The organism is Streptomyces sp. SID13726 (genome assembly GCF_010548375.1).
Classification (GTDB): domain Bacteria; phylum Actinomycetota; class Actinomycetes; order Streptomycetales; family Streptomycetaceae; genus Streptomyces.
In genome coordinates this window covers 239,012-261,316 of sequence record NZ_JAAGLY010000005.1, presented here as the reverse complement: position 1 = coordinate 261,316, position 22,305 = coordinate 239,012, and the positions used below count along the sequence as shown (strand labels likewise).

Below are 22,305 nucleotides of genomic sequence, written 5' to 3'. Positions count from 1 at the left end.
TGCTCAGAGCGTCTTGCCCGTCGCCGGTCCCACGATCAGGCCGTCACCGAACGCGTCCACCCGGACCGTGTCGCCGTCCTTGACCTCGCCGGAAAGGATCTCCTTGGCGAGCCGGTCGCCGATCGCGGTCTGGACGAGCCGGCGCAGCGGACGGGCGCCGTAGGCCGGGTCGTTGCCCTCGTCGGCGAGCCAGGCGAGCGCCTCCTCGCTGATCTCCAGCGTGAGCCGCCGCTCGGCGAGCCGCTTGGCCAGCCGGTCGATCTGGAGCCGGGCGATCCGGCCCAACTCCTCCTTGTTCAGCGCCGAGAAGACGACCAGGTCGTCGAGCCGGTTGAGGAACTCCGGCTTGAAAGAGGCCCGTACGACCTCCAGGACCTGCTCCTTCTTCTCGTGCTCGCTCGTCATCGGCTCGACCAGGAACTGGCTGCCGAGGTTCGAGGTGAGGATCAGGATGGCGTTGCGGAAGTCGACCGTACGGCCCTGACCGTCCGTCAGCCGGCCGTCGTCCAGCACCTGGAGGAGCACGTCGAAGACCTCGGGGTGCGCCTTCTCCACCTCGTCGAGGAGCACCACGCTGTACGGCCGCCTGCGCACCGCCTCCGTCAGCTGGCCGCCCTCCTCGTAGCCGACATAGCCGGGAGGCGCGCCGACAAGGCGGGCCACGCTGTGCTTCTCGCCGTACTCCGACATGTCGATGCGGACCATGGCCCGCTCGTCGTCGAAGAGGAAGTCGGCCAGCGCCTTGGCGAGTTCGGTCTTGCCGACGCCGGTCGGGCCGAGGAAGAGGAAGGAGCCGGTCGGACGGTCCGGGTCGGCGATCCCGGCCCGGGTGCGCCGTACGGCGTCCGCCACGGCCTGCACGGCCTCGGTCTGGCCGATCAGCCGCTTGCCCAACTCCTCCTCCATGCGCAGGAGTTTCTGGGTCTCGCCCTCCAGGAGGCGCCCGGCGGGGATGCCGGTCCAGGCGGCCACGGTGTCGGCGATGTCGTCGGAGCCGACCTCCTCCTTGACCATGGTGTCCTTGGCGGCCTCCTCCTCGGCCTGCGAGGCGGCCTCCAAGTCCCGCTCCAGGGTGGGGATCTCGCCGTAGAGCAGCTTGCTGGCGGTGTCGAAGTCGCCGTCGCGCTGGGCGCGTTCGGCGGTGCCGCGCAACTCGTCGAGCTTCTCCTTCAGTTCACCGACCCGGTTGAGGGACTGCTTCTCCTTCTCCCAGCGTGCGGTCAGGCCCCGCAGCTCCTCCTCCTTGTCGGCGAGGTCACGACGCAGCCGCTCCAGGCGCTCCCGGGAGGCCGGGTCGGTCTCCTTCTCCAGCGCGAGCTCCTCCATCTTCAACCGGTCGACGGCGCGCTGGAGTTCGTCGATCTCGACGGGCGAGGAGTCGATCTCCATGCGGAGCCGGGAGGCGGCCTCGTCGACGAGGTCGATGGCCTTGTCGGGCAGGAAGCGGGAGGTGATGTACCGGTCGGAGAGTGTGGCGGCCGCCACCAGCGCGCTGTCGGCGATCACGACCTTGTGGTGGGCCTCGTAGCGGCCCTTGAGCCCGCGCAGGATGGCGATGGTGTCCTCGACGGTCGGCTCGGCGACCAGCACCTGCTGGAAGCGGCGCTCCAGGGCGGGGTCCTTCTCGATCCGCTCCCGGTACTCGTCGAGCGTGGTGGCGCCGACCATGCGCAGCTCACCGCGGGCGAGCATGGGCTTGAGCATGTTCCCGGCGTCCATGGCGGAGTCGCCTCCGGCCCCGGCGCCCACGACGGTGTGCAGCTCGTCGATGAACGTGATGATCTGCCCGTCGGAGTCCTTGATCTCCGCGAGGACGGTCTTCAGCCGCTCCTCGAACTCACCCCGGTACTTCGCCCCGGCGACCATCGCCCCGAGGTCGAGCGCGACCAGCCGCTTGTCCTTCAGCGACTCCGGCACGTCCCCCTTGACGATCCGCTGTGCGAGCCCCTCGACGACGGCGGTCTTGCCGACGCCGGGCTCGCCGATGAGGACGGGGTTGTTCTTGGTACGGCGGGACAGCACCTGGACGACCCGGCGGATCTCCTGGTCACGGCCGATGACGGGGTCGAGCTTGCCGTCCCGCGCGGCGGCGGTGAAGTCCGTGCCGAACTTCTCCAGGGCCTTGTACTGACCCTCGGGGTCGGCCGTGGTCACCCTGCGCCCTCCTCGGGCCTTCTGGAAGGCGTCGACCAGCTTCTTCGGGGTGGCGCCCTGCTGGGTCAGCACCTCGGCGGCGGGCCCGCCCTTGGCGGCGATGCCCATGAGCAGGTGCTCGGTGGAGAGGTACTCGTCCCCGAGGTCCTGGGCGCGGGACTGCGCGTCCGCGATGACGGAGAGCAGGTCCCGGTTGGGCTGCGGGGGCGCGACGGTGGACCCGGTCACGCTGGGCAGCGACCCGAGCACCTTCTCGGCACCGGCCCGCACGGCGGCCTGATCGGCGTCGACGGCGGCCAGCAAGTCGACGATGTTCTCGTTGTCCTGCCCTTGGAGCAGAGCGAGGAGCAAGTGGGCGGGGGTGAGATCGGCGTGCCCCTCGGTCACGGCACGGTTGCTGGCCGCGTTGATCGCGTCCCGGCTCCGGTTGGTCAGCTCGGCATCCACGTTCGCGTACTCCTCCTCGGTGTCAGCTCGCTCTGTACTGACTCAGTCAGCGTATATAAAGTTGAGTCTATTCCACTCAAGGCAGTCTCCGGGAGGGATACGGGTACTAGGTTCCCGGCATGACCTCCTACGCCCAGGATCCGGGTGCCCCGGACCCGTCGTATCTCAGCTTCTGGCGGGAACGGCACGTGTGCACGCTGACCACCCCCCGCCCCGACGGCAGCCCGCACGTGGTGCCCGTCGGGGTGACATACGACCCCGAGGCCCGCCTCGCCCGGGTGATCGCGAGCCGGACGAGCGCGAAGGTACGGCACGTGCTGGCGGCCGGCGAGGGCGGGGCGCGGGTGGCGGTGTGCCAAATGGCCGGGCGGCGGTGGGCGACGCTGGAGGGCCTGGCGCGGGTCGGCACGGAGCCGGAGCGGATCGAGGAGGCGGTGCGGCGGTACGCCGAGCGCTACGAGCGGGTGCCGTCGCCGAACCCGCTGCGGGTCGTCATCGAGATCTCACTGACCCGGGCGATGGGGCGTTTTTGAGCCACCGGCCGATCATCCGATACCCGGAAATGTCGTCAGAAACTGCAGCGGCGTCACCGTGTTCAGGTCACGGTGACGCCGCTGCGGGGGGAAGCACCTGCGCGATCTGTTACGACGGGGGAATCGCGTCAGGCACTGCGGGGGGTGGCTGAGATGGTCCGCGGGGTGGGGGTTTCCGGTTCCACCAGCCGATGGTCTCGTCGATCCAGGTTCACAAAGATCATTCCGTACCGGATCGCACACCGAACGGGCTGCGGCGCCCCCCGAGGCCGCCGCAGACACCGGTACGCCCGTACGTCCTCGTCATCGTCCCGCGTGACCACGACCGGCTCACCGAAGACGGTCACCATCAACGAGTCACCGGAGTGGGGGATCGCGGTGACGAGGTCGATGAAGTGCCATCCGGAGCGGTAGGCGGTGGCCATTTCTCTGCGGAAGGATCGGTCGTCGGGTGGAGTAGTCATGTCAGTCCCAGACCGTGTCCGCCGGGAATGCCTGTACCTCGTCACCGACAACCGTAGTCTGCGCGGCCTCGACGCCACCCACTCCATGTACGTCGCTCTTCGCGCCGGAGAGGCCGGCGAGAGCGCCGAACGCCACAATGGTGGAGAAGGCGGCGACAAGCACCGAGCGAAGCATTCTGTTCCGCATAGTCGGCTTCGTCCTCACTTGAAGGTCCCCTTTTCCCCCGTCGAGTAAGACGATGGCTCATTCGGGCACGTCATGGCCACACGAACGGTGCATCATGTTCCTGCATGTTCAGGACCCTGGGGGGTGGAAATTTGGTATCGAATGGGACTAAAGCGACACATCCCCATGCGGTGACCGAGTTGTGTGAGCAAGGTGGCCGTCTTTACGCCAACGCTCTGCGGACAGGACGCGTCTCCCGCGCGGACGCGGAGTCGGTTCCCTGCCTGCTGGACTTCGCCCTCCTGCACCCCGATCCGGATGACGCGAACTGGATGCTTCCGGTTCCCCCGTCGGTCGCGCTCGCCCAGCGTCTCAATCCGCTGGAACACGAGATCACCGAGCGCAGACGGATGTCGATCGAGCTGGCCGACGCCTTCGAGCCGTTCATGGCGCTGAGCGCCCAGCAGATGGCACCGGCGCACTCGATCACGGTCCTGGAGGGGCTCGACCGGATCAACACCGCACTCGACCTGGCGACGTCCCAGTGCCAGTCCGAGGTGCTCACGGTCCAGCCGAGCCGGGGCCAGCGCCCCGAGAACCGGCTCATCGAGGGGCTGGAGCGCGACCGGACCCTCACCGAACGGGGCGTCCGGATCCGGACCCTGTACCAGCATGTCGCCCGGTACAGTCCCGAGCGGCTCGCCTACATGGAGCAGTTCTCCGACGGCAAGGTGGAGTACCGCACCATCGACGAGCTGGTCGAGAGGCTCATCATCTGCGACGAGACCGTCGCGTTCCTCCCCGTCCGGGACGACCGGCAGGTCGCTCTGGAACTCCGCCACCCGGGCCTGGTGGGCTATCTGACCAAGGTCTTCGAGTTCATGTGGAGCCGTGCGGTCCCGCTGAGCGCCGGCGCCCCCTACGAAACGGCCCCCGACGGCATCACCGACATCCAGCACTCGATCGCCAAGCTGCTGGTCGAGGGACACGTCGACGAGGCGATAGCCCGCCGGCTGGGCATGAACGTCCGCACCTGCCGGGCCCACATCGCCAAGCTGGCGACCGCCCTGGGCAGCGGCAGCCGCGCACAGCTCGGCTTCCTCATCGCCCAGTCCGGCATCCTGAAGCCCGACCAGCCGTTGTCGGAGCGGGAAGACCACCCGTGACCCCGGCCCACCCGCACGGACCGGAGGAACTGTGCGAGGCGGGTCTGCGCCTGTACACCCTCGCGCTGCGCGAGGGGCGGGTGAACGCCGCGGACCTGGACGGCGCGGACTGCGCGGTCGGCCTCGGCCTGCTCCGGCCGGACCTGGAGGATCCGCGGTGGCTGCGTCCCGTCACACCGGCGTTCGCCCTGCACCGGATGCTGCGGGCCGCGGAGGAACGCATCGCCGACGAGCGGCGGCGCGAGCAGCGGCTGACCGAGGCGTTCGAACCGCTGATGCGCATCGCAGGCGGTGCGGCCGGAGCCGACGACGCCCCGGCGGTCACCGTCGTGAGCGGGCTGGACCGCATCGGCGAGGCCATCGCCGGGGCCATGGCCGAGAGCTCGGGCGAGCTGCTCGCGATCCAGCCGCACGCCACCCACAATCCCGTCCACACACCCGCCGCGATCCACGTCAAGGCCTTCGCCCGCGACCAGGAGTTCCTCGACCGGGGCGGCCGTATCCGGACCCTGTACCAGCACACCCTCCGGTATGCGCCCAGCGTCCTGGCCCGCTACGAGAGTCTCCACGGCGACCTGGAGGCCCGCACGCTCGACGAGGTCACCGAGCGTCTCATCGTCATCGACCGTGCGGTCGCCTTCGTCCCCGCCAACAAGGAGCGCACGCTCGCCCTGGAGATCCGCCACCCGGCCCTGGTGGAGTTCCTGGCCACCGCGTTCGACCGGCTGTGGCGGCTGGCCACGCCCATGTTCCCGCAGTCCGTACGGCAGCCGACGCTGAACGGCGTCACGGCCCGCCAGCGCGCCATAGCCGCCCTCCTCGTCGAGGGCCACACCGACGCCGTCATCGCCGACCGGCTCGGGATGAACGTCCGTACCGCCCGGGTCCACATCGCCAAGCTCGCCGCGACCCTGGGCAGTGACAGCCGGGCGCAGCTGGGTTACCTCATCGGACGGTCCGGGATCCTTGATCGGGAAGGGTGAGCGGGGCGGCCCCGGTGGTCGGGCCGTCCAGGCCGACCTGCGCTATGCGGACGCCCAGCTGGGTACGGCTCGCCGCGCCGAGGGTCTCCGAGAGGCGGGCGATGTGGGCCCGGCAGGTGCGGACGCTGATGCCGAGGCGCTCGGCGATCACCGCGTCCTGGTGGCCCTCCGCGAGGAGCGCCGCGATGGACTGCTCCCGGTGCGAGATGCCCTCGATACCGGTGTCGGGCAGCGGGGCCGTCAGCGGGATCGCCAGCCGCCACAGCCGGTCGAAGGCGGTGGCCAGGAACTCCACCAGCGCCGGATGCCGTAGCTCCAGGGCGAGCGTGCGGTCGGCGTTGGCCGGGATGAACGCCACCGTGCGGTCGAAGAGGATCAGCCGGTCGATGACCTCGTCCAGGGTGCGGGCCTGCACCGAACCGCCCATCAGCTCAAGGTAGTTCAGCAGCCCCTGCCCGTGCCGGGCCACGTGCGTGTACAGGTCCCGCATCCGTACGCCCCGGCCGCGCAGCGCGAGCGCCCGGTGCAGACCCTCTGTCAGCTCGTGCTCGGGGCGGATGCCGCCCGGCTGGACCGTGAGGACCTCCGTGGTGCACGCCTCGGTCGCCTCGTCCATCGCGGCCTGGATCCGGGACAGTCCGTCCAGGACCCGGATCGCCGACCCCTCCGCGGCGGACGTGGGGTCCTGCGGCCCGAGTCCGGCGTAGCGCTCGACGGCCGCGACCGCCTCGCCGAGCCGCCGCTGGCTCGCGCTGGCCTCGTCGTAGACCCCGCGCAGCAGCCGTGTCATGACCTCCTGGGGCGCGGTCGGCACCATGCGGTCCATGTCGTCGGGATCCGGGTGCAGCAGGGCGAGTTCGAGCAGGCAGGGGACGGCCTCGGCCTCCTCGCGCGGCACCCGGCCACGCCGAACGGCCCGGGAGTACACCCGGTCCCCGGCCTCGCACAGCCGGTCAGCACCGTGTGGATGGTCGTCCGTCGCGTGCACGGTCATGACCCATCCCACCCCCGGTTCCAGCGTCTACCGCCCTCTTGTCCTGTTCCCCAACGGGGCGTCGAAGCCCCCTCGTCGCCGCAACTATGCGCGGCCGGGACCGGCTCCGCAACACGGCTCCTCAGGCCATGGCACAGGAAAAGGGCTGGTATGCCCCGCTAAGGACGGGCCTCCGTCCGGCGGGTTGCAACAAGTTGACGGGGGTGTGCGAGCAGCGCGCCGCACCAGGAGGCTGGAACTCCCCTCCGCCGGCCCGGGGTTACTTCAGACCCACCGCCGCACACGCGCTGGCGTACGCCGCGGTGCAGATGTCCTTGACGGTGTAGATGCCGTCGTTGACGACGGTGCTCTTGATGTTGTCCTTCGTCAGCGCGACGACCTGGACGAGCTGGGCCGGAATGTCCTTGTTCGTGGGGCTGTCGACCGAGTCCGTGGCGAGCGCGTCGAACTGGATGTCCTTGCCCTGCACGCGCGTCACGGCCATCTCGGCGGCGGCCTCGGCCTCGCCCGGGTACGGCTTGTAGACGCTCATGTACTGCTCGCCGGAGAGGATCCGCTGCACCGCGGGCAGCTCCGCGTCCTGGCCGGTGATCGGCGGGAGGTCGTCCATGCCCGCGTCCTCCATGGCCTTGATGGCGGCGCCGGCCATGGCGTCGTTCGCGGAGTAGACGGCCTTGATGTTGCCCTTGCCGAGCGCCTGGATCGCCTTGGTCATGTCGGCCTGCGCGATCTCCGGCTTCCAGCCGTCCACGTCGTAGCTCTCGGCGATCGTCACCTTGCCGTTGAGCTCGGACATCGCACCGGCCTTGAACTGACCGGCGTTCGGGTCGGACGGCGAGCCGTTGATCATGACGATCTTGTCGGAGGTGTCGATGCCCGAACCGAGCGCCTCGACCAGGGAGCGGCCCTGCACCTCGCCGACGAGTTCGTTGTCGAAGGAGACGTACGCGTCGATCGGGCCCTCGGCGAGGCGGTCGTAGGCGATGACCGGGATGCCGGCGTCCTTGGCCTTCTTCACCATGCCCGCGATGGCGTGCGAGTCCACGGCGTCCAGCAGGATCACATCGACCTTCTCGTCGATCATCTGCTGCATCTGCGTGGCCTGCTTCTTGGCGTTGGCCTCGCCGTTGGCGTAGATGGTCTTGCCCTGCTTGTCGGTGAGTTCGGCGACCTTCTTCTTGATGATCGGGTAGTCGAACTCCTCGTAGCGCGTGTTCGTCTTCTCCGGCATCAGCACACCGACGGTGATGTCGTTGCCCTTCGTCGGGCTCGCCTCACTGCTGCTCGCGGCACCGAGTGCTCCGCAGGCGGCCAGCGAGAGGGACATCGTGGACGCGGCCACGGCTATGGCGATACGGCGGACACCGGTGTTCACTGCGCGCTTACCTTCCGGAACAAGGGTGCTTCACGCGACCCAGGTGAAGGAAGCCAACGCTGTCTTCACCAAACCGTCAAGATGTAATCAGCCAATGAGACATCAACGTTGCGTGTGACCACGGCGTGAGGAAACCGGCCGTTCCCTATCTCACAGTCCGGGGGACGGCGGCCGTACAACCCTTCGCCGTCGTCGTCGGTCGTGATCGCCAACGGCTTTGCCTGCCGTTGACGATCACGACTGAAGGTCTGCATGAACCCAGCCAGACGTACGACGACCGGCGCGCTGCTGCTCGCCACCGCGGGTGGACTCCTCACCGCGGTCGCGCCCCCCGCCTCGGCCACCGTCTCCTGCCCTTCCCCGGTCTTCAAGCGGCAGTTCTTCGCGAACACGAGCCTTTCGGGCACACCGCGGAAGACCGACTGCGACACCGCGATCGACCAGAGCTGGAGCGGCGCGCCCGTCTCCGGCCTGCCCAGGGACAACTTCTCCGTCCGCTGGACCGTCACCCGCGACTTCGGCTCCGGCGGCCCCTTCACTCTGAGCGCCACCGGGCTCGACGGGATACGGGTGTACGTCGACGGCGTCCGCAGGATCGACCTGTGGAAGAACGTCTCGACGACGGTCAGGAAGACCGCCGATGTGACGATCCCCTCCGGCCGGCACACCCTGCGCGTCGACTACGCCAACTGGACCGGCGCCGCCAAGGTCAAGGTCACCTACGCGCCGCGCACGGCCGCCGCCGTCGACAAGGTCAAGCCCCTTGTGCCGACGGGCACTTCGGTGTCGTACGACAAGGCGACCGGCAAGGCGAAGCTCACCTGGGCGAAGAACAAGGAGATGGACCTCGCGGGGTACCGGGTCTACCGGCGCGGCAAGGGCGGCACCTTCCCCGGCCGGCCGCTCGCGACGACCGCCTCCACGTCGTCCACCGACACCACCCTGTGGATGTCGGGCGCCGTGTACTACTACGAGGTCCGCGCCTACGACAGGGCGGGCAACGAGTCGGCCGGCACCGCGGATCTGGCCGTCACCACCGTGGACCGGCTGGCGCCGACCGTGCGCGACCTCAAGGTCCTCAGCGAGACCCCGCTGGACGGGGTGCAGCTGTGGTGGATGTCCGACGAGGGGTCGTTGAACTACCGGGTACTGAGGGCCGGTTCGCCCGACGGGCCGTTCGAGATGGTCGTCGGCAACACGAGCAACTCGGCACTGGACGCCACCGCCCCGTACGGGGAGACCTCCTACTACAAGATCGCGGCGACCGACGGGGCGGGCAACACCGGGTACTCGTCGGTGGTGTCGATCGCCCGGCCGCTCGCCGTCCCCTACTTCGGCAATCGGTACAACCGGCCGGAGGACGGCGGCGGCATCGACCTGTCCTGGAGTGTGTCGCCGCACGCACCGCAGCAGTTCCGGGTCCACCGCCAGGAGTACCGGTACGACAGCTCGATCGGCAGGGACGTCCTGGTCGACGACCGGGTGGTGCCCTGCGCGCCGACCCTCACCGACACCACGTACGGCACCCGGTACTACTACGCCTGCACCGACACCACGGTCGTACCGGGCAAGGAGTACGCGTACGGGGTGACCACGGTCGACGCGCTCGGGCGGGAGTCGGAGCAGGCCGGCGGTGGCCCGATCGTCTATGGCGACGGCACCGCTCCGCCCCTGGTCACCGGGTTCACGGCCGCCGCCACCGCGTACGGTACGGTCCTGGACTGGGACGACAGCCCGGCGGCCGACATCGCCGAGTACCACGTGTACCGGCTCAGCACGGTGGACGACGGCACCCAGTACACCTATGTGGGCCGGACCGAGGCGGGCACCACCCGGATCGTCGACTCGGCGAACCTCCAGGACGGCGAGAGCCACACGTACTTCGTGGACGCCGTGGACACCTCGGGCAACAGCACGAACAGCTCGGCCGAGGCCCAGGTGTCCACCACGGTCACCGAGCTCGACCTGCGGCCCTCGGTCGAGACCCCGGTGGACTGGCTGCTCGACGTGAGCGCCCGGGCCGCCGCCGACGGGACCGGCGTCGACCTCACCTGGGACGTGTCCAGCTCGTACTACAAGGACGACATCACCGGGTACCGCGTCCAGCGCTGGAACCCGGCCACCGCCGCCTACGAACCCCTGACCGCCGACCCGGTCACCGGCACCTCGTACACCGACGGCACGGCCGCCGCCGGCACCACCCACTTCTACTGGGTGACCGCGCTGCACGCCGACGGCACCGAGTCCGAGCCCGGCGACGCCTGGGTGGCCCTGGTCCCGTGACCGTGACACGAAAGGGGCCCGGAGGTCGAACCTCCGGGCCCCTTCTCGTGGTTGGACGCCCAGTCCATTTCTCGTGGTCGGGCGCCTGGTCCATGTCTCGTGGTCGGGCGCCTAGTCCTTGGCCTTCTTCGGCCGCCACACCACCAGCGCGCTGGTCTGCTGCACCTCCTGGTACGGGACCAGGTCGCGGCGGTACGACGCGTGCACCGCCGCCTCGCGTTGGCGGATCGCCGCGGCGGCGCCCTCGACGGCGTCCTGGAGTTCGGCCACCCGCGACTGGAGCGCGGCGACCTGGTTCTCCAGCTCGATGATGCGCTTGATGCCGGCGAGGTTGATGCCCTCGTCCTGCGACAACGCCTGCACCTGGCGGAGCAGTTCGATGTCGCGGGCCGAGTAGCGGCGGCCCCGCCCGGCCGTGCGGTCCGGGGAGACCAGGCCGAGGCGGTCGTACTGACGGAGGGTCTGCGGGTGCAGGCCGGAGAGCTGGGCCGCCACCGAGATGACGTAGACCGGGGTTTCCTCGGTCAGTTCATACGGATTGCGTCGACGACCGTCCATCTCGAATCATGCTCCCTTCGCGGCCTGGAACAGCTCCGCCCGCGGATCCTCACCCGCGGTCGCCTCGCGATACGCCTCCAGCGCGTCACGAGCCTTCCCCGACACCTCGGTCGGGACACTCACCTCGACGGTGACCAGCAGATCGCCCCGGGTGCCGTCCTTGCGGACCGCGCCCTTGCCCCGCGCCCGCATGGTGCGGCCGTTGGGCGTGCCGGGCGGCAGTTTCAGCGTCACGGCCGGGCCGCCCAGGGTCGGGACCCTGACCTCGCCGCCGAGCGCCGCCTCCGTGAAGGTCACCGGGACCGTCACCGTGAGGTTGTCGCCCTTGCGGCCGAAGACCGGGTGCGCGTCGACGTGCACGGTGACGTACAGGTCGCCGGACGGGCCGCCGCGCTCGCCCGGTGCGCCCTTGCCGCGCAGCCGGATCCGCTGGTTGTCCGACACCCCGGCCGGGATGCGGACCTGCATGGTCCGGGAGGACTTGGCCCGCCCCGAGCCCTTGCAGATCTCGCAGGGGTTCTCCGCGATCAGGCCGCGGCCCTTGCAGTCCGGGCAGGGGTCGGTGAGCGAGAAGCCGCCGCCCGAGCCGCGGGCCACCTGGCCGGTGCCCACACAGGTCGGGCAGACCCGCGGGTTGCCGTTGGCGTCCCCGGTGCCCGAACAGGCCTTGCAGGGGGCCTGCGAGGACATCCTGAGCGGGACCGTCGCACCCTCGATCGCCTCGGTGAAGCTGAGGGTGACCTCGGTGTCGATGTCCTGGCCGCGCCGCGGCTGCACCCGGGTGGTGCCGGAGCTGCCGCGGTTGAACAGGCCGCCGAACACGTCTCCGAGTCCGCCGCCGAAGCCGCCGGCTCCCTGCTGGCCCCCGCCCTGGGCGCCGCCTCCGAAGAGGTCCCCCAGGTCGAAGTTGAAGGAGCCGCCCGCGCCGCCCGGCCCGGGACGGAAGCCGCCGCTGCCGAAGAGGGCGCGCGCCTCGTCGTACTCCTTGCGCTTCTTGGGGTCGCCGAGGACGTCGTTCGCCTCGGAGATCTCCTTGAAGCGCTCCTCGGCCTTGACGTTGCCCTTGTTGGCGTCCGGGTGGAACTCGCGGGCGAGCTTCCGGTACGCCTTCTTGATCTCGGCCTCGGTGGCGTCCTTGGGGACGCCGAGGACCTTGTAGTAGTCCTTCTCGATGAAGTCCTTGGTGCTCATCCCCGACGCGCCCCCTTTCCGGTGTTCCGCTCAGTACTTACGACCTCAGCCCTCCTCAGGGCCGTTGTCCTTGTCGTCGCCGGCCTCGGACTCGTCCTTGGCCGTCTGCGCGCCCGGCTGCGGCTCGGCCACGGCCACCCGCGCGGGGCGGATGGTGCGCTCGCCGATGCGATACCCCGGCTGGAGAATCGCCACGCACGTCGTCTCGGTGACGTCGGGCGCGTAACTGTGCATCAGGGCCTCGTGGATCGTCGGGTCGAAGGGCTCGCCCTCCTTGCCGAACTGCTGGAGGCCCATCTTGGCGGCGACCGTCTCCAGCGACTCCCCGACGGACTTGAAACCGCCGACGAACTCGCCGTGTTCCCTCGCGCGGCCGATGTCGTCGAGCACGGGCAGGAGTTCGGTCAGGAGGTTCGCGATGGCGATCTCCTTGACCGTGATCCGGTCGCGCTCCACCCGGCGGCGGTAGTTCTGGAACTCGGCCTGGAGCCGCTGGAGGTCCGCGGTGCGCTCCTCGAGCGCCTTGCGCACCTGGTCCAGCTGGGCCGTCAGACCGGCGATCTGGGCACTTGCGTCCCCGGCCGGGGCCGCCCCCGCCTCCGAAGAGGAAGCGGCGGCCTTCGGCTCGGCGTCGTCGGGGGTGGCGCCGGAGGGGACGTCGGGCTTCTCGTCGAAGCCCGGGGTCTCCTCCGTCACGCGGCACCGTCCTTGCGCTCGTCGTCCACGATCTCGGCGTCCACGACGTCGTCGTCCGCCTTCGGCGCCTCGGCACCGGCGTCGCCGCCGGCGGCCTGGGCGGCCTGGGCGTCGGCGTACATCGCCTGGCCGACCTTCTGGGAGACCGCGGCGACCTTCTCGGTGGCGGTGCGGATCTCGGCTGTGTCCTCGCCCTTGAGCGCGGCCTTCAGCTCCTCGACGGCGGCCTCGACCTCGGTCTTGACCTCGGCGGGGACCTTGTCCTCGTTGTCCTTGAGGAACTTCTCCGTCTGGTAGGCGAGCTGCTCGCCCTGGTTGCGGGTCTCGGCGGCCTCGCGGCGACGGTGGTCCTCGTCCGCGTACTGCTCGGCCTCCTGGCGCATCCGGTCGACCTCGTCCTTCGGCAGCGAGGAGCCGCCGGTGACGGTCATCTTCTGCTCCTTGCCCGTGCCCAGGTCCTTGGCGGTCACGTGCATGATGCCGTTGGCGTCGATGTCGAAGGCGACCTGGATCTGCGGGACACCACGGGGGGCCGGCGGCAGACCGGTCAGCTCGAACATCCCGAGCTTCTTGTTGTACGCCGCGATCTCGCGCTCGCCCTGGTAGACCTGGATCTGCACGGACGGCTGGTTGTCCTCGGCCGTGGTGAAGATCTCGGACCGCTCGGTCGGGATCGTGGTGTTGCGGTCGATCAGCTTGGTCATGATGCCGCCCTTGGTCTCGATGCCGAGGGACAGCGGGGTCACGTCGAGGAGCAGGACGTCCTTGACCTCACCCTTGAGGACACCGGCCTGAAGGGCGGCGCCGATGGCGACGACCTCGTCCGGGTTGACGCCCTTGTTGGCGTCCTTGCCGCCGGTCAGCTCCTTGACGAGCTCGGCCACGGCGGGCATGCGGGTGGAGCCGCCGACGAGGACGACGTGGTCGATCTCGTTGATGGAGACGCCGGCGTCCTTCATGACGTTGAAGAACGGGGTCTTGCAGCGCTCCAGGAGGTCCGCGGTCAGCTGCTGGAACTGGGCCCGGGTGAGCTTCTCGTCCAGGTGCAGCGGGCCCTCGGCGGAGGCCGTGATGTAGGGCAGGTTGATCGAGGTCTCGGTGGAGGAGGACAGCTCGATCTTGGCCTTCTCGGCGGCCTCGCGGAGGCGCTGGAGGGCCATCTTGTCCTTGGCGAGGTCCACGCCGTGGGCGGACTTGAACTGCTGCGCCAGGTAGTCGACGACGCGCTGGTCCCAGTCGTCACCACCGAGGTGGTTGTCGCCGTTGGTGGCCTTCACCTCGACGAGGCCCTCGTCGATGTCCAGCAGCGACACGTCGAAGGTGCCGCCGCCGAGGTCGAAGACGAGGATGGTCTGCTCGTCCTTGTCGAGGCCGTACGCGAGCGCGGCCGCGGTGGGCTCGTTGACGATCCGCAGGACGTTCAGGCCCGCGATCTCGCCGGCCTCCTTCGTCGCCTGGCGCTCGGAGTCGTTGAAGTACGCCGGGACGGTGATGACCGCGTCGGTCACCTTCTCGCCCAGGTAGGACTCGGCGTCCCGCTTGAGCTTCTGAAGGATGAAGGCGGAGATCTGCTGCGGGTTGAAGGGCTTCCCGTCCAGCTCCATCTTCCAGTCGGTGCCCATGTGGCGCTTGACGGACCTGATGGTCCGGTCCACGTTGGTGACCGCCTGGCGCTTGGCCACCTCGCCGACGAGGACTTCGCCGTTCTTCGCGAAGGCGACGACGGACGGCGTGGTCCTGGCACCCTCGGCGTTGGTGATGACGGTGGGCTCGCCGCCCTCCAGAACGCTGACGACGGAGTTAGTCGTGCCCAGGTCGATGCCGACCGCACGTGCCATGGTGATTTCCTCCAGCTGACTTGAGTGGAACGGACTCAAGTGTGCACGACGTCTCCGACTCGGTCAACAGACCTGAGTCGCAGGGGCTCAACTCTTATCCGTTCCTTACACGCAACGGGCCCGTGACCTGCGGCGACGCGGGCCGCGGAACAGCACCGACCTTCGCCTGCGGCCGCATCTGAGGCTTGACCCGCAGCAGGACGAGTACGACGACGAGGGCGACCCCACCCACCCAGAGCGCCGCCGTCGCGGTGATCCACCCGAGGTGCGCCAGCACCCCGACGAGTACCCCGCCGAAGGCCCCCACGCCGAGGACGACGGACGCCCCTTGCGAGGTGAGCCCGAGCCGCCGCAGCCGGTGCGCGAGATGGTCGGGGGCGGCCCGCAGCAGCGGCCGCCCTGACAGCCGCCGAGCGAGCACGACCAGCAGCACGTCGGCGGCCACGACCGCGGTCAGCGCGAACAACACCCCGGCGCCGGAGCCGAGTTCCTGCCCCGCGCGGGTCGTCACGGCCCCGGCCGCGAGCACGAACCCGGTGAACAGCGCCCCACAGGCACCGAACCCCACGCGCGCGGGAGGCCAGTTGTGCATCAGGAACCCGGTCAGCGCGGCGGCCAGCACGCTCAGCAGCACGGCGAGCCCGTCCATCACCTCGGCCGCCGCACAGGCGCCCACCCCGAAGGCGGTGACGACCCCCACGGTCCCGGCCACCGCGTCGGCGTGGTCCAGCGCCTTGAACCCGAGGGCGACGAAGACGATCCAGCCGACGGCGAGCAGTCCGCCGGGCACCCCGGTCTCGGCGTACGGCACCACGCAGGCCGCCGCCACCGCCGTACCGCCGACGAGGAACCGCGCCTTGACCCGGCGTACGTCGGCGACGAGCCCGAGGAGGGCGACGGCGGCCCCGGCGACCAGCAGCCGGGCCACCTCGGGGCCCAGGGGCGTGACCCCGCGCCAGTCGCCCACGGCCGCCACCAGACAGGTGGCGATCACCACCGCGGGTCCGCCGGACAGCGCCAGCGGCCGGCGTCTGCGGCGGTCGACGATCCCGAGGCGCAGGGCGGCGGCGCGGAGGAGGGCGGTGAGGACGGCGGCGAGGAACAGGGCGGCGGTGGCGGCGAGAATCCCGTAGAGCACAAGCCCAAATTAGTGCCATATGTACCAATTCAGCACGAATAACACGATCGGGTTTTAAGGTAACCCTCAGCGATTCAGATCACCCCGCGCCCGGCTACAGTGCGGCGCAGGATGGGGGTAGTCTCAGACGGACTGCATAAGTTACCGCTTAGTAATAACCCCTCGCAGGCCCGAGGAGCCCCGAAATGCAACTCGCCGCGATCATCGTGTCGCTGGTACTGACCGTGGTCGGCGTGGCGCTGCTGGCACGCGCCATCGGCCAGTTCGTCCGGTACTTCAAGCTCGGCCAGCCGGTGCCCGCCGGGACCAGGACCGACAACCCCTACGCCCGCAGCGTGACGCTGGTGAAGGAGTTCCTCGGCCACACCCGGATGAACCGGTGGGGCATCGTCGGCTTCGCCCACTGGTTCGTGGCCGTCGGCTTCCTGACGCTGCCGCCGACCCTGGCGCAGGCCTTCGGCCAGCTCTTCAAGGCCGACTGGGTGCTGCCGGTCATCGGCGAGTTCCTGCCGTTCGAGATGTACATCGAGTTCATCGGTGTGATGACGGTCCTCGGCATCGCCGTACTGATCGTCATCCGGCTGCTGAGCCTGCCCTCCCGCCCCGGCCGCAAGTCCCGCTTCGCCGGCTCCAAGGCGGGCCAGGCGTACTTCGTCGAGTACGTCATCCTCACCATCGGCCTCGCCATCTACGTACTGCGCGGCCTTGAGGGCGCGCTGCACCACGTGGACGGCTACGAGGCCGGGTACTTCGCCTCGTACCCCCTGGTGCTGGCCTTCAAGGGCCTGAGCGTCGGCACGCTCCAGAACCTCGTCTACCTCGTCGCCACGATCAAGATCGGCACGTCCTTCGTGTGGATGATCGTGGTCTCGCTGAACACCAACATGGGCGTGGCCTGGCACCGCTTCCTGGCCTTCCCGAACATCTGGTTCAAGCGCGAGGCGACCGGCGGCACCGCCCTCGGCGGTCTCCAGCCGATGACCTCCGGCGGCGAGCCGATCGACTTCACCGACCCCGGTGACGACGACGTGTTCGGCGTCTCCCAGGTCGAGCAGTTCTCCTGGAAGGGCCTCCTCGACTTCTCCACCTGCACCGAGTGCGGTCGCTGCCAGTCGCAGTGCCCGGCCTGGAACACGGGCAAGCCGCTCTCCCCGAAGCTCCTGATCATGTCCCTGCGCGACCACGCGCACGCCAAGGCGCCGTACCTGCTCGCGGGTGGCGGCAAGACCATGGAGGGCGAGGAGAAGGCGTCTGAGGAGCAGTTGGCGGGCGTCCCCGCGGCGGCTCTCGCCGAGGCCGAGCGCCCGCTGATCGGGACCGCCGAGGAGAACGGCGTCATCGACCCGGACGTCCTGTGGTCCTGCACCACCTGCGGCGCCTGTGTCGAGCAGTGCCCGGTGGACATCGAGCACGTCGACCACATCGTCGACATGCGCCGCTACCAGGTCATGATCGAGTCGGCCTTCCCCTCCGAGGCGGGCACCATGCTCAAGAACCTGGAGAAGAAGGGCAACCCCTGGGGCCTGGCGAAGAAGCAGCGCCTGGAGTGGCTCAAGGAGGTCGAGTTCGAGGTCCCGGTCGTCGGCCAGGACATCGAGGACCTCACCGAGGTCGAGTACCTCTACTGGGTCGGCTGCGCCGGCGCCCTGGAGGACCGCGCGAAGAAGACCACCAAGGCGTTCGCCGAGCTGCTGCACATGGCGGGCGTGAAGTTCGCGATCATGGGCGGCGACGAGAAGTGCACGGGCGACTCGGCCCGTCGTCTCGGCAACGAGCCCCTCTTCCAGGAGCTCGGCATGGAGAACGTCATGGCGCTGAACATGGCGTTCGGCGAGGAGCTGGACGACGACGGCAAGGTGGTCCCGGAGTCGGCGAAGCCCCGCGCGGCCAAGAAGATCGTCGCGACCTGCCCGCACTGCCTCAACACCATCGGCAACGAGTACCCGCAGCTCGGCGGCGACTACGAGGTCATCCACCACACCCAGCTGCTCCAGCACCTCGTCGACGAGGGCAAGCTGGTCCCGGTGACCCCGGTCGAGGGCATCATCACCTACCACGACCCCTGCTACCTGGGCCGCCACAACAAGATCTACACGCCTCCGCGCGAGATCATGTCGGCCGTCCCGGGCCTGCGCCAGCAGGAGATGCACCGCCACAAGGAGCGCGGCTTCTGCTGCGGCGCCGGTGGCGCGCGGATGTGGATGGAGGAGCGGATCGGCAAGCGCATCAACAACGAGCGCGTGGACGAGGCCCTGTCGGTGAACCCGGACATCGTCTCGACCGCCTGCCCGTTCTGCCTGGTCATGCTCACCGACTCGGTCAACGGCAAGAAGAACGACGGCAAGGCCAAGGAGTCCATCCAGGTCGTGGACGTCGCCCAGCTCCTCCTGGAGTCCGTCAAGACCCCGGTCGACCCCGAGGACGCGACGGAGACGGAGAGCGAACCGGAACCAGAACCGGTGAAGTAACCGTCCCGGCTCCGTACGGCGCCCCCGGACCCCTCGACGGGTCTGGGGGCGGCGTCGTGTGCGGAGCCTGCCGCGGAAGGCCGGTGGCGTGCCGGTTGGGGGTGGACGGGGGGGGTGGCGGACGGGGGTCGGCTGACAGGGGGACCGGCGGACGGCTGGCAGCTGGGCGGCGAAGCTACGGCGCCCCCGGGCCCCTCAGCAGTGCCGGAACCTCCGCCGTCTCCCGGGCCTGCCGCAGCAGCCCGGTGGCGTGCCGACTGGGAGCGGACGGAGGACAGCGGGCGGCTCACGGCTAACGGCGCCCCTGGCCCGTCGTCGGCCGCCCCGGAAGCTCCGCCCTCTCCCGGGCCTGCCGCAGCAGCCCGGTGGCGTGCGGACTGGCCGTGGACAGCGGACGGGGGTCGGCTGACGGGGGCGGCTGGCGGCTGGCGGCTGGCGGCTGGCGGCTGGCGGCTGGCGGCTGGCGGCTGGCGGCTGGCGGCGAAGCTACGACACCCCCGGCCCCCCGGCAGCCCCGGAAGCCCCGCCGCCTCCCGGACCTGCCGCAGCAGCCCGATGGCGTGCCGACTGGCGGCGAACAGCGGAGGGGGACGACTGACGGGAGACCGGCGGACAGCTGACGGCTGACGCCCGGCAACCGGCGCCGAAGCTACGACACCCCCGGCCCCCTCGGCCGCCCCGGAAGCCCCGCCGCCTCCCGGACCTGCCGCAGCAGCCCGGCGCCGAGGGGGGTCAGCGTGTGCAGGACCATCGGGCCGATCTGCTGACTGGTCGTGAGGCCGGCGTCGCGCAGCACGGTGGCGTGCCGGCTGGCGGCGGACAGCGAGATCCCGGCGGCCTGCGCCAGCTCCCCCGTGGTGAGGCCGTCGGCGACACAGCGCAGGACGCGGGCGCGGGTGGAGCCGAGCAGGGCGCGCAGCGGCACCCCGGCCTCGGGAAGCTCCGCCTCCGGGACCGCCGGACGGGTCAGCGGGTAGGAGAGGGTCGGCGGCAGCCCGGCGTCGGCGAGGGCGACCGGCGTCCCCCACGAGAACCACGTCGGCACGATCCTGATCCCGCGCCCCCGCAGATACAGGTCACGGTCCGTGCGGTACTCCACCTCCAGCACCGGCCTGCGCCAGCGCACCCGCGGCCCGAGGCTCGACAGCAGCCCCTCGACCCCGCGGGCCAGCAGCGCGCGGCCCAGGAGTCCGCGGTGCGCGACGATCCCGCCGACCATGTGTTCCGTGTACGGCGCCACGGCCACCGCGTGATAGCGGCGGATCAGCTCGGTGAACTCCCGCCGCTCGGCGTCCTGCACCAGCCGCAGCGCCCAGGGCGGCACGGCACGGACCCGGTCGAGCAGCCGCAGTTCGGCCAGGACGTCCCGCCGGGGCAGCCGGAGGATGTCGTCGAGGCCCGCCGTGAGCCCGTCCTCGGCGGCGGCCGGGGTCAGGAAGTCGGGCAGGTAGGGGCCGAGAGGGTACAGCGCGAACAGCATCCTGCGCACCGGCCGGGCCAGTCCGGCGGCGTGCAGTTCGGCGCGGGTCGCGCGGTGCCAGGCGGCGTACTGCCACCGGCCGCCGCGGGACTGGAGCCGGTGGAGCGTGGAGAGCACCTCCCACATCGGATCCGGCTCCCCGGCGACCCGGACGCGAGCGAGATCGACCTCGGTGAAGTGAATACGGAGCACGCCATTCCCCCCGAAGAGCTTCACATTTGCGCTGAGCCGCAAGAGTGTGTCGCCGCTGAAGTGCTCCTGCCAAGGTTCCGCCAGGCCAAGAGTGCCGAGTGGCCGGAATCCAGTACTCCGGCGTCGCCCGAACCGGGAGGAACGCGCATGAACTCGAAGAGATCCAGACTCGCCGCCTGCACGATCGGCGCACTGTCGGCCACCGTCCTCGCCCTCAGCGCCACCCCGGCGTCCGCGAGCGGCAGCTACAGCGGGCTGGCCTATGTCTACGGCGCCGGGGTCTTCACCGACGACTGGGACAACGAAGGCATCATGGACACCAGCCACAACACCTCCTCCAACGCGACCTGCCTGTGGCAGAAGATCCTGTGGGCCGACGGCGAGCTCGGCATCTCCGACATCGACGGGGTCTTCGGAAGCAAGACCAAGGCCGCGACCGAGCGATGGCAGACCAAGTTCCAGGTGACGAGCGACGGTTCGGCCGGGAAGAACACCTGGACCGCGGCCGGCAACTGGCTGCGCAACTCCAGCAACGGCTTCGACGGCACCGTGGCCAGGTACATCGGCACCTCGGTCATCATCGACGTCACCCGTGACAGCGACGGCTACTACCACTTCGTCGACGGCACCGGCGCCGGCCGGATCGCCGGCTACAACTACCGGACGTGCAGCTAGCACCGACGCCTTACGGTGCGCGAGGACCGAGGGGGAGCCCTCGCGCACCGGAAGGACCTCGGACACCGGAGGAACCCTCGCGCACCGGAACACCCCGCCCGGGACTGTCGCCACGCCTCGAACACGTGCATGATTGATCGGTCGTTGTCAATGATGCTGACGAGGTGAACGGTGCGCGCGCATAGAGGTGTTGTGTGTACGGCGGCCCTCTGCGGCACCCTGCTGCTCGCCGGGCCGCTCACCGCCTGCGGCCCCACCCAGCACAGCGGCTCCGCCGACCCCACCCCGGTCCGCATCGCCGACGCCCCGGCCCGGCTGCCGGTCCCCGCGGGCAAGGGCAGCAGGACACCGGACGACTTCAACGGCGACGGCCACCGCGACCTCGTCCTCGGCGACCTGGTCAAGGAGCAGGCGCACGCCGACGACGCCGGTATCGGCATCGTCTACGGCAGCGCGCGCGGACTCGTCCCGGCCACCCGGCAGTTGATCACCCCGCGCGGACAGGGCGCGGCGACCAAGAACCAACTCCCCGCCGTGTTCGACGCGGAGGAGACCTGCGACCTCGACAAGGACGGCTTCACCGACCTGATCGTCTCCACCGACCCGCCCTACGACGGCCAGGGCCGCCCGCCCGTCCCGCTCCAGATCCTCTTCGGCTCCCCGGCCGGCCTGTCCGGCAAGGCCGTTCACCTGGACGTCCCGGACGCGGCCCGCGCCGGCAACGACTGGCCCGACCAGCCGGTGTGCGGCGACTTCGACGGCGACGGCGCGGTGGACCTGGTCCTGCACGCGACGGGCGGCGAACTGAGCTATCTGCGCGGCCCGTTCACCCGCAAGGGCGCCCCGCGCGCGGCCGGCGCCCCGATCGCCTCACCGGGCGAGGTGCCGACCGGCCAGGCCGCCGACGTGAACCGCGACGGATACGACGACCTCGTCGTCCGTACGACCCAGGGCACCGGCCCCGCCTCCGTCGTCCTCGGCGGCCCCGCGGGCCCGACCCGCACCGGGGTACGGCTGCCGGCCGGCATCGACGTGGCGCTGGGCGCCTTCGGCCACGGCAAGGACCTGGACGCGGCGGTCGGCGCGATGGGCGGCACGGCCCTGCGCTACGACCTGCCGGAGACCTCCGCCACCGGGAAGCTCGCCGCCGCCGGTTCGGTCCTGGACGCGGCCGACTTCGACGGTGACGGCCTGAGCGAACTGGTCTCCAGCGGCTCCCGCCTGCGGATCCTCCACGGCCGTAAGTCGGGCCTCGCCACGACCGCGACGGTGACCGTCCATCCCCCCGCCACCGGCACCACCCGGGTCCTGGCCGTCGGCGACTTCGACGGCGACGGCCGCGCGGACCTCGCGGTACGGACGTACCGGAGCGAGACGAAGGACACGGTGGCGGTGTTCCCCGGGGCGCGGAAGACCCTGGTGAGCGCGCAGCCGTCGGTGACCTTCTCGACCTCGGCGTTCCTGGCGGACTGAGGCTCCGGACCGGCCGGCCCGGGGTCCCCTA

The 22,305-nt window shown here is 70.3% G+C and carries 18 protein-coding genes; 7 read left to right on the top strand and 11 right to left on the bottom strand.

Features of this window, described 5'->3' with window-relative positions:
* Positions 1 to 3 precede the first annotated feature (3 nt).
* Entirely contained in the window at positions 4 to 2,601 is a 2,598-nt protein-coding gene (gene clpB / locus G3I78_RS15480; RefSeq protein ID WP_164424679.1) for an ATP-dependent chaperone ClpB, read from the bottom strand.
* A 119-nt stretch (positions 2,602 to 2,720) separates the two neighbouring features.
* On the opposite strand from clpB, the gene G3I78_RS15475 reads away from it, so the two are divergent.
* Positions 2,721 to 3,134, top strand: a complete 414-nt coding sequence (locus tag G3I78_RS15475) for a TIGR03618 family F420-dependent PPOX class oxidoreductase (RefSeq protein WP_164424676.1) — start codon at positions 2,721 to 2,723, stop codon at positions 3,132 to 3,134.
* 128 nt (positions 3,135 to 3,262) lie between these two features.
* Here the strand turns inward: G3I78_RS15475 and G3I78_RS15470 are convergent, their stop codons facing one another.
* Together G3I78_RS15470 and G3I78_RS15465 are read right to left on the bottom strand one after the other, a co-directional pair.
* Complete coding sequence (locus tag G3I78_RS15470; RefSeq protein ID WP_164424674.1) at positions 3,263 to 3,598, bottom strand: hypothetical protein; 336 nt, start codon at positions 3,596 to 3,598, stop codon at positions 3,263 to 3,265.
* Between the two features lies 1 nt (position 3,599).
* Positions 3,600 to 3,803, bottom strand: coding sequence for a hypothetical protein (locus tag G3I78_RS15465; protein ID WP_164424226.1), 204 nt, complete (start codon positions 3,801 to 3,803; stop codon positions 3,600 to 3,602).
* A 113-nt stretch (positions 3,804 to 3,916) separates the two neighbouring features.
* On the opposite strand from G3I78_RS15465, the gene G3I78_RS15460 reads away from it, so the two are divergent.
* Both G3I78_RS15460 and G3I78_RS15455 read left to right on the top strand, forming a co-directional pair.
* Positions 3,917 to 4,930, top strand: coding sequence for a helix-turn-helix transcriptional regulator (locus tag G3I78_RS15460; protein WP_164424672.1), 1,014 nt, complete (start codon positions 3,917 to 3,919; stop codon positions 4,928 to 4,930).
* A complete protein-coding gene (locus G3I78_RS15455) occupies positions 4,927 to 5,913 on the top strand; it encodes a helix-turn-helix transcriptional regulator (protein ID WP_164424670.1) in 987 nt (328 codons plus the stop codon). Before G3I78_RS15460 ends, G3I78_RS15455 begins: the two co-directional genes overlap by 4 nt.
* Here the strand turns inward: G3I78_RS15455 and G3I78_RS15450 are convergent.
* The gene (locus G3I78_RS15450; protein ID WP_164424668.1) at positions 5,876 to 6,907 is read right to left on the bottom strand and encodes a helix-turn-helix transcriptional regulator; all 1,032 of its coding nucleotides are present in this window, start codon (positions 6,905 to 6,907) and stop codon (positions 5,876 to 5,878) included. The two genes, G3I78_RS15455 and G3I78_RS15450, sit on opposite strands and share 38 nt — an antisense overlap.
* Positions 6,908 to 7,166: 259 nt before the next feature.
* Positions 7,167 to 8,282 carry a substrate-binding domain-containing protein gene (locus tag G3I78_RS15445; protein ID WP_343243764.1) on the bottom strand — a complete coding sequence of 372 codons (1,116 nt, stop codon included), beginning with the start codon at positions 8,280 to 8,282 and terminating at the stop codon, positions 7,167 to 7,169.
* 252 nt (positions 8,283 to 8,534) lie between these two features.
* On the opposite strand from G3I78_RS15445, the gene G3I78_RS15440 reads away from it, so the two are divergent.
* On the top strand, positions 8,535 to 10,565 hold the full coding sequence (locus G3I78_RS15440) for a PA14 domain-containing protein (RefSeq protein WP_164424666.1): 2,031 nt from the start codon (positions 8,535 to 8,537) through the stop codon (positions 10,563 to 10,565).
* Positions 10,566 to 10,676: 111 nt separating this feature from the next.
* Here the strand turns inward: G3I78_RS15440 and G3I78_RS15435 are convergent, their stop codons facing one another.
* The 5 genes from G3I78_RS15435 to G3I78_RS15415 all read right to left on the bottom strand — a co-directional run bounded on the left by G3I78_RS15435 (position 10,677) and on the right by G3I78_RS15415 (position 15,986).
* Positions 10,677 to 11,123 carry a helix-turn-helix domain-containing protein gene (locus G3I78_RS15435; protein ID WP_164424664.1) on the bottom strand — a complete coding sequence of 149 codons (447 nt, stop codon included), beginning with the start codon at positions 11,121 to 11,123 and terminating at the stop codon, positions 10,677 to 10,679.
* Positions 11,124 to 11,129: 6 nt separating this feature from the next.
* On the bottom strand, positions 11,130 to 12,314 hold the full coding sequence (gene dnaJ, locus G3I78_RS15430) for a molecular chaperone DnaJ (RefSeq protein WP_164424662.1): 1,185 nt from the start codon (positions 12,312 to 12,314) through the stop codon (positions 11,130 to 11,132).
* 45 nt (positions 12,315 to 12,359) lie between these two features.
* Positions 12,360 to 13,010, bottom strand: a complete 651-nt coding sequence (gene grpE / locus G3I78_RS15425) for a nucleotide exchange factor GrpE (RefSeq protein WP_164424660.1) — start codon at positions 13,008 to 13,010, stop codon at positions 12,360 to 12,362.
* On the bottom strand, positions 13,007 to 14,848 hold the full coding sequence (gene dnaK, locus G3I78_RS15420; protein ID WP_164424658.1) for a molecular chaperone DnaK: 1,842 nt from the start codon (positions 14,846 to 14,848) through the stop codon (positions 13,007 to 13,009). The genes grpE and dnaK overlap by 4 nt, the downstream gene beginning before the upstream one ends.
* Positions 14,849 to 14,942: 94 nt before the next feature.
* Positions 14,943 to 15,986: an MraY family glycosyltransferase gene (locus G3I78_RS15415; protein WP_164424656.1), complete on the bottom strand. Its 1,044-nt coding sequence runs from the start codon at positions 15,984 to 15,986 to the stop codon at positions 14,943 to 14,945.
* Between the two features lie 185 nt (positions 15,987 to 16,171).
* Here G3I78_RS15415 and G3I78_RS15410 point away from each other — a divergent pair, with 185 nt between their 5' ends.
* Complete coding sequence (locus G3I78_RS15410) at positions 16,172 to 18,454, top strand: (Fe-S)-binding protein (RefSeq protein WP_164424654.1); 2,283 nt, start codon at positions 16,172 to 16,174, stop codon at positions 18,452 to 18,454.
* Between the two features lie 649 nt (positions 18,455 to 19,103).
* Here the strand turns inward: G3I78_RS15410 and G3I78_RS15405 are convergent.
* Entirely contained in the window at positions 19,104 to 20,126 is a 1,023-nt protein-coding gene (locus G3I78_RS15405; RefSeq protein WP_164424652.1) for a winged helix-turn-helix domain-containing protein, read from the bottom strand.
* A gap of 147 nt (positions 20,127 to 20,273) precedes the next feature.
* Here G3I78_RS15405 and G3I78_RS15400 point away from each other — a divergent pair, with 147 nt between their 5' ends.
* The gene (locus G3I78_RS15400) at positions 20,274 to 20,801 is read left to right on the top strand and encodes a peptidoglycan-binding domain-containing protein (RefSeq protein WP_164424650.1); all 528 of its coding nucleotides are present in this window, start codon (positions 20,274 to 20,276) and stop codon (positions 20,799 to 20,801) included.
* A gap of 192 nt (positions 20,802 to 20,993) precedes the next feature.
* Positions 20,994 to 22,274 carry a VCBS repeat-containing protein gene (locus tag G3I78_RS15395; protein WP_164424648.1) on the top strand — a complete coding sequence of 427 codons (1,281 nt, stop codon included), beginning with the start codon at positions 20,994 to 20,996 and terminating at the stop codon, positions 22,272 to 22,274.
* The last annotated feature ends 31 nt before the right edge of the window (positions 22,275 to 22,305 follow it).

Coding starts and splice junctions, on each gene's coding strand:
- dnaK (WP_164424658.1), bottom strand. CDS start 14,848: ATGGCACGTGCGGTCGGCATCGACCTGGGCACGACTAACTCCGTCGTC.
- G3I78_RS15435 (WP_164424664.1), bottom strand. CDS start 11,123: ATGGACGGTCGTCGACGCAATCCGTATGAACTGACCGAGGAAACCCCG.
- G3I78_RS15400 (WP_164424650.1), top strand. CDS start 20,274: ATGAACTCGAAGAGATCCAGACTCGCCGCCTGCACGATCGGCGCACTG.
- G3I78_RS15410 (WP_164424654.1), top strand. CDS start 16,172: ATGCAACTCGCCGCGATCATCGTGTCGCTGGTACTGACCGTGGTCGGC.
- G3I78_RS15470 (WP_164424674.1), bottom strand. CDS start 3,598: ATGACTACTCCACCCGACGACCGATCCTTCCGCAGAGAAATGGCCACC.
- G3I78_RS15450 (WP_164424668.1), bottom strand. CDS start 6,907: ATGACCGTGCACGCGACGGACGACCATCCACACGGTGCTGACCGGCTG.
- G3I78_RS15440 (WP_164424666.1), top strand. CDS start 8,535: ATGAACCCAGCCAGACGTACGACGACCGGCGCGCTGCTGCTCGCCACC.
- dnaJ (WP_164424662.1), bottom strand. CDS start 12,314: ATGAGCACCAAGGACTTCATCGAGAAGGACTACTACAAGGTCCTCGGC.
- G3I78_RS15475 (WP_164424676.1), top strand. CDS start 2,721: ATGACCTCCTACGCCCAGGATCCGGGTGCCCCGGACCCGTCGTATCTC.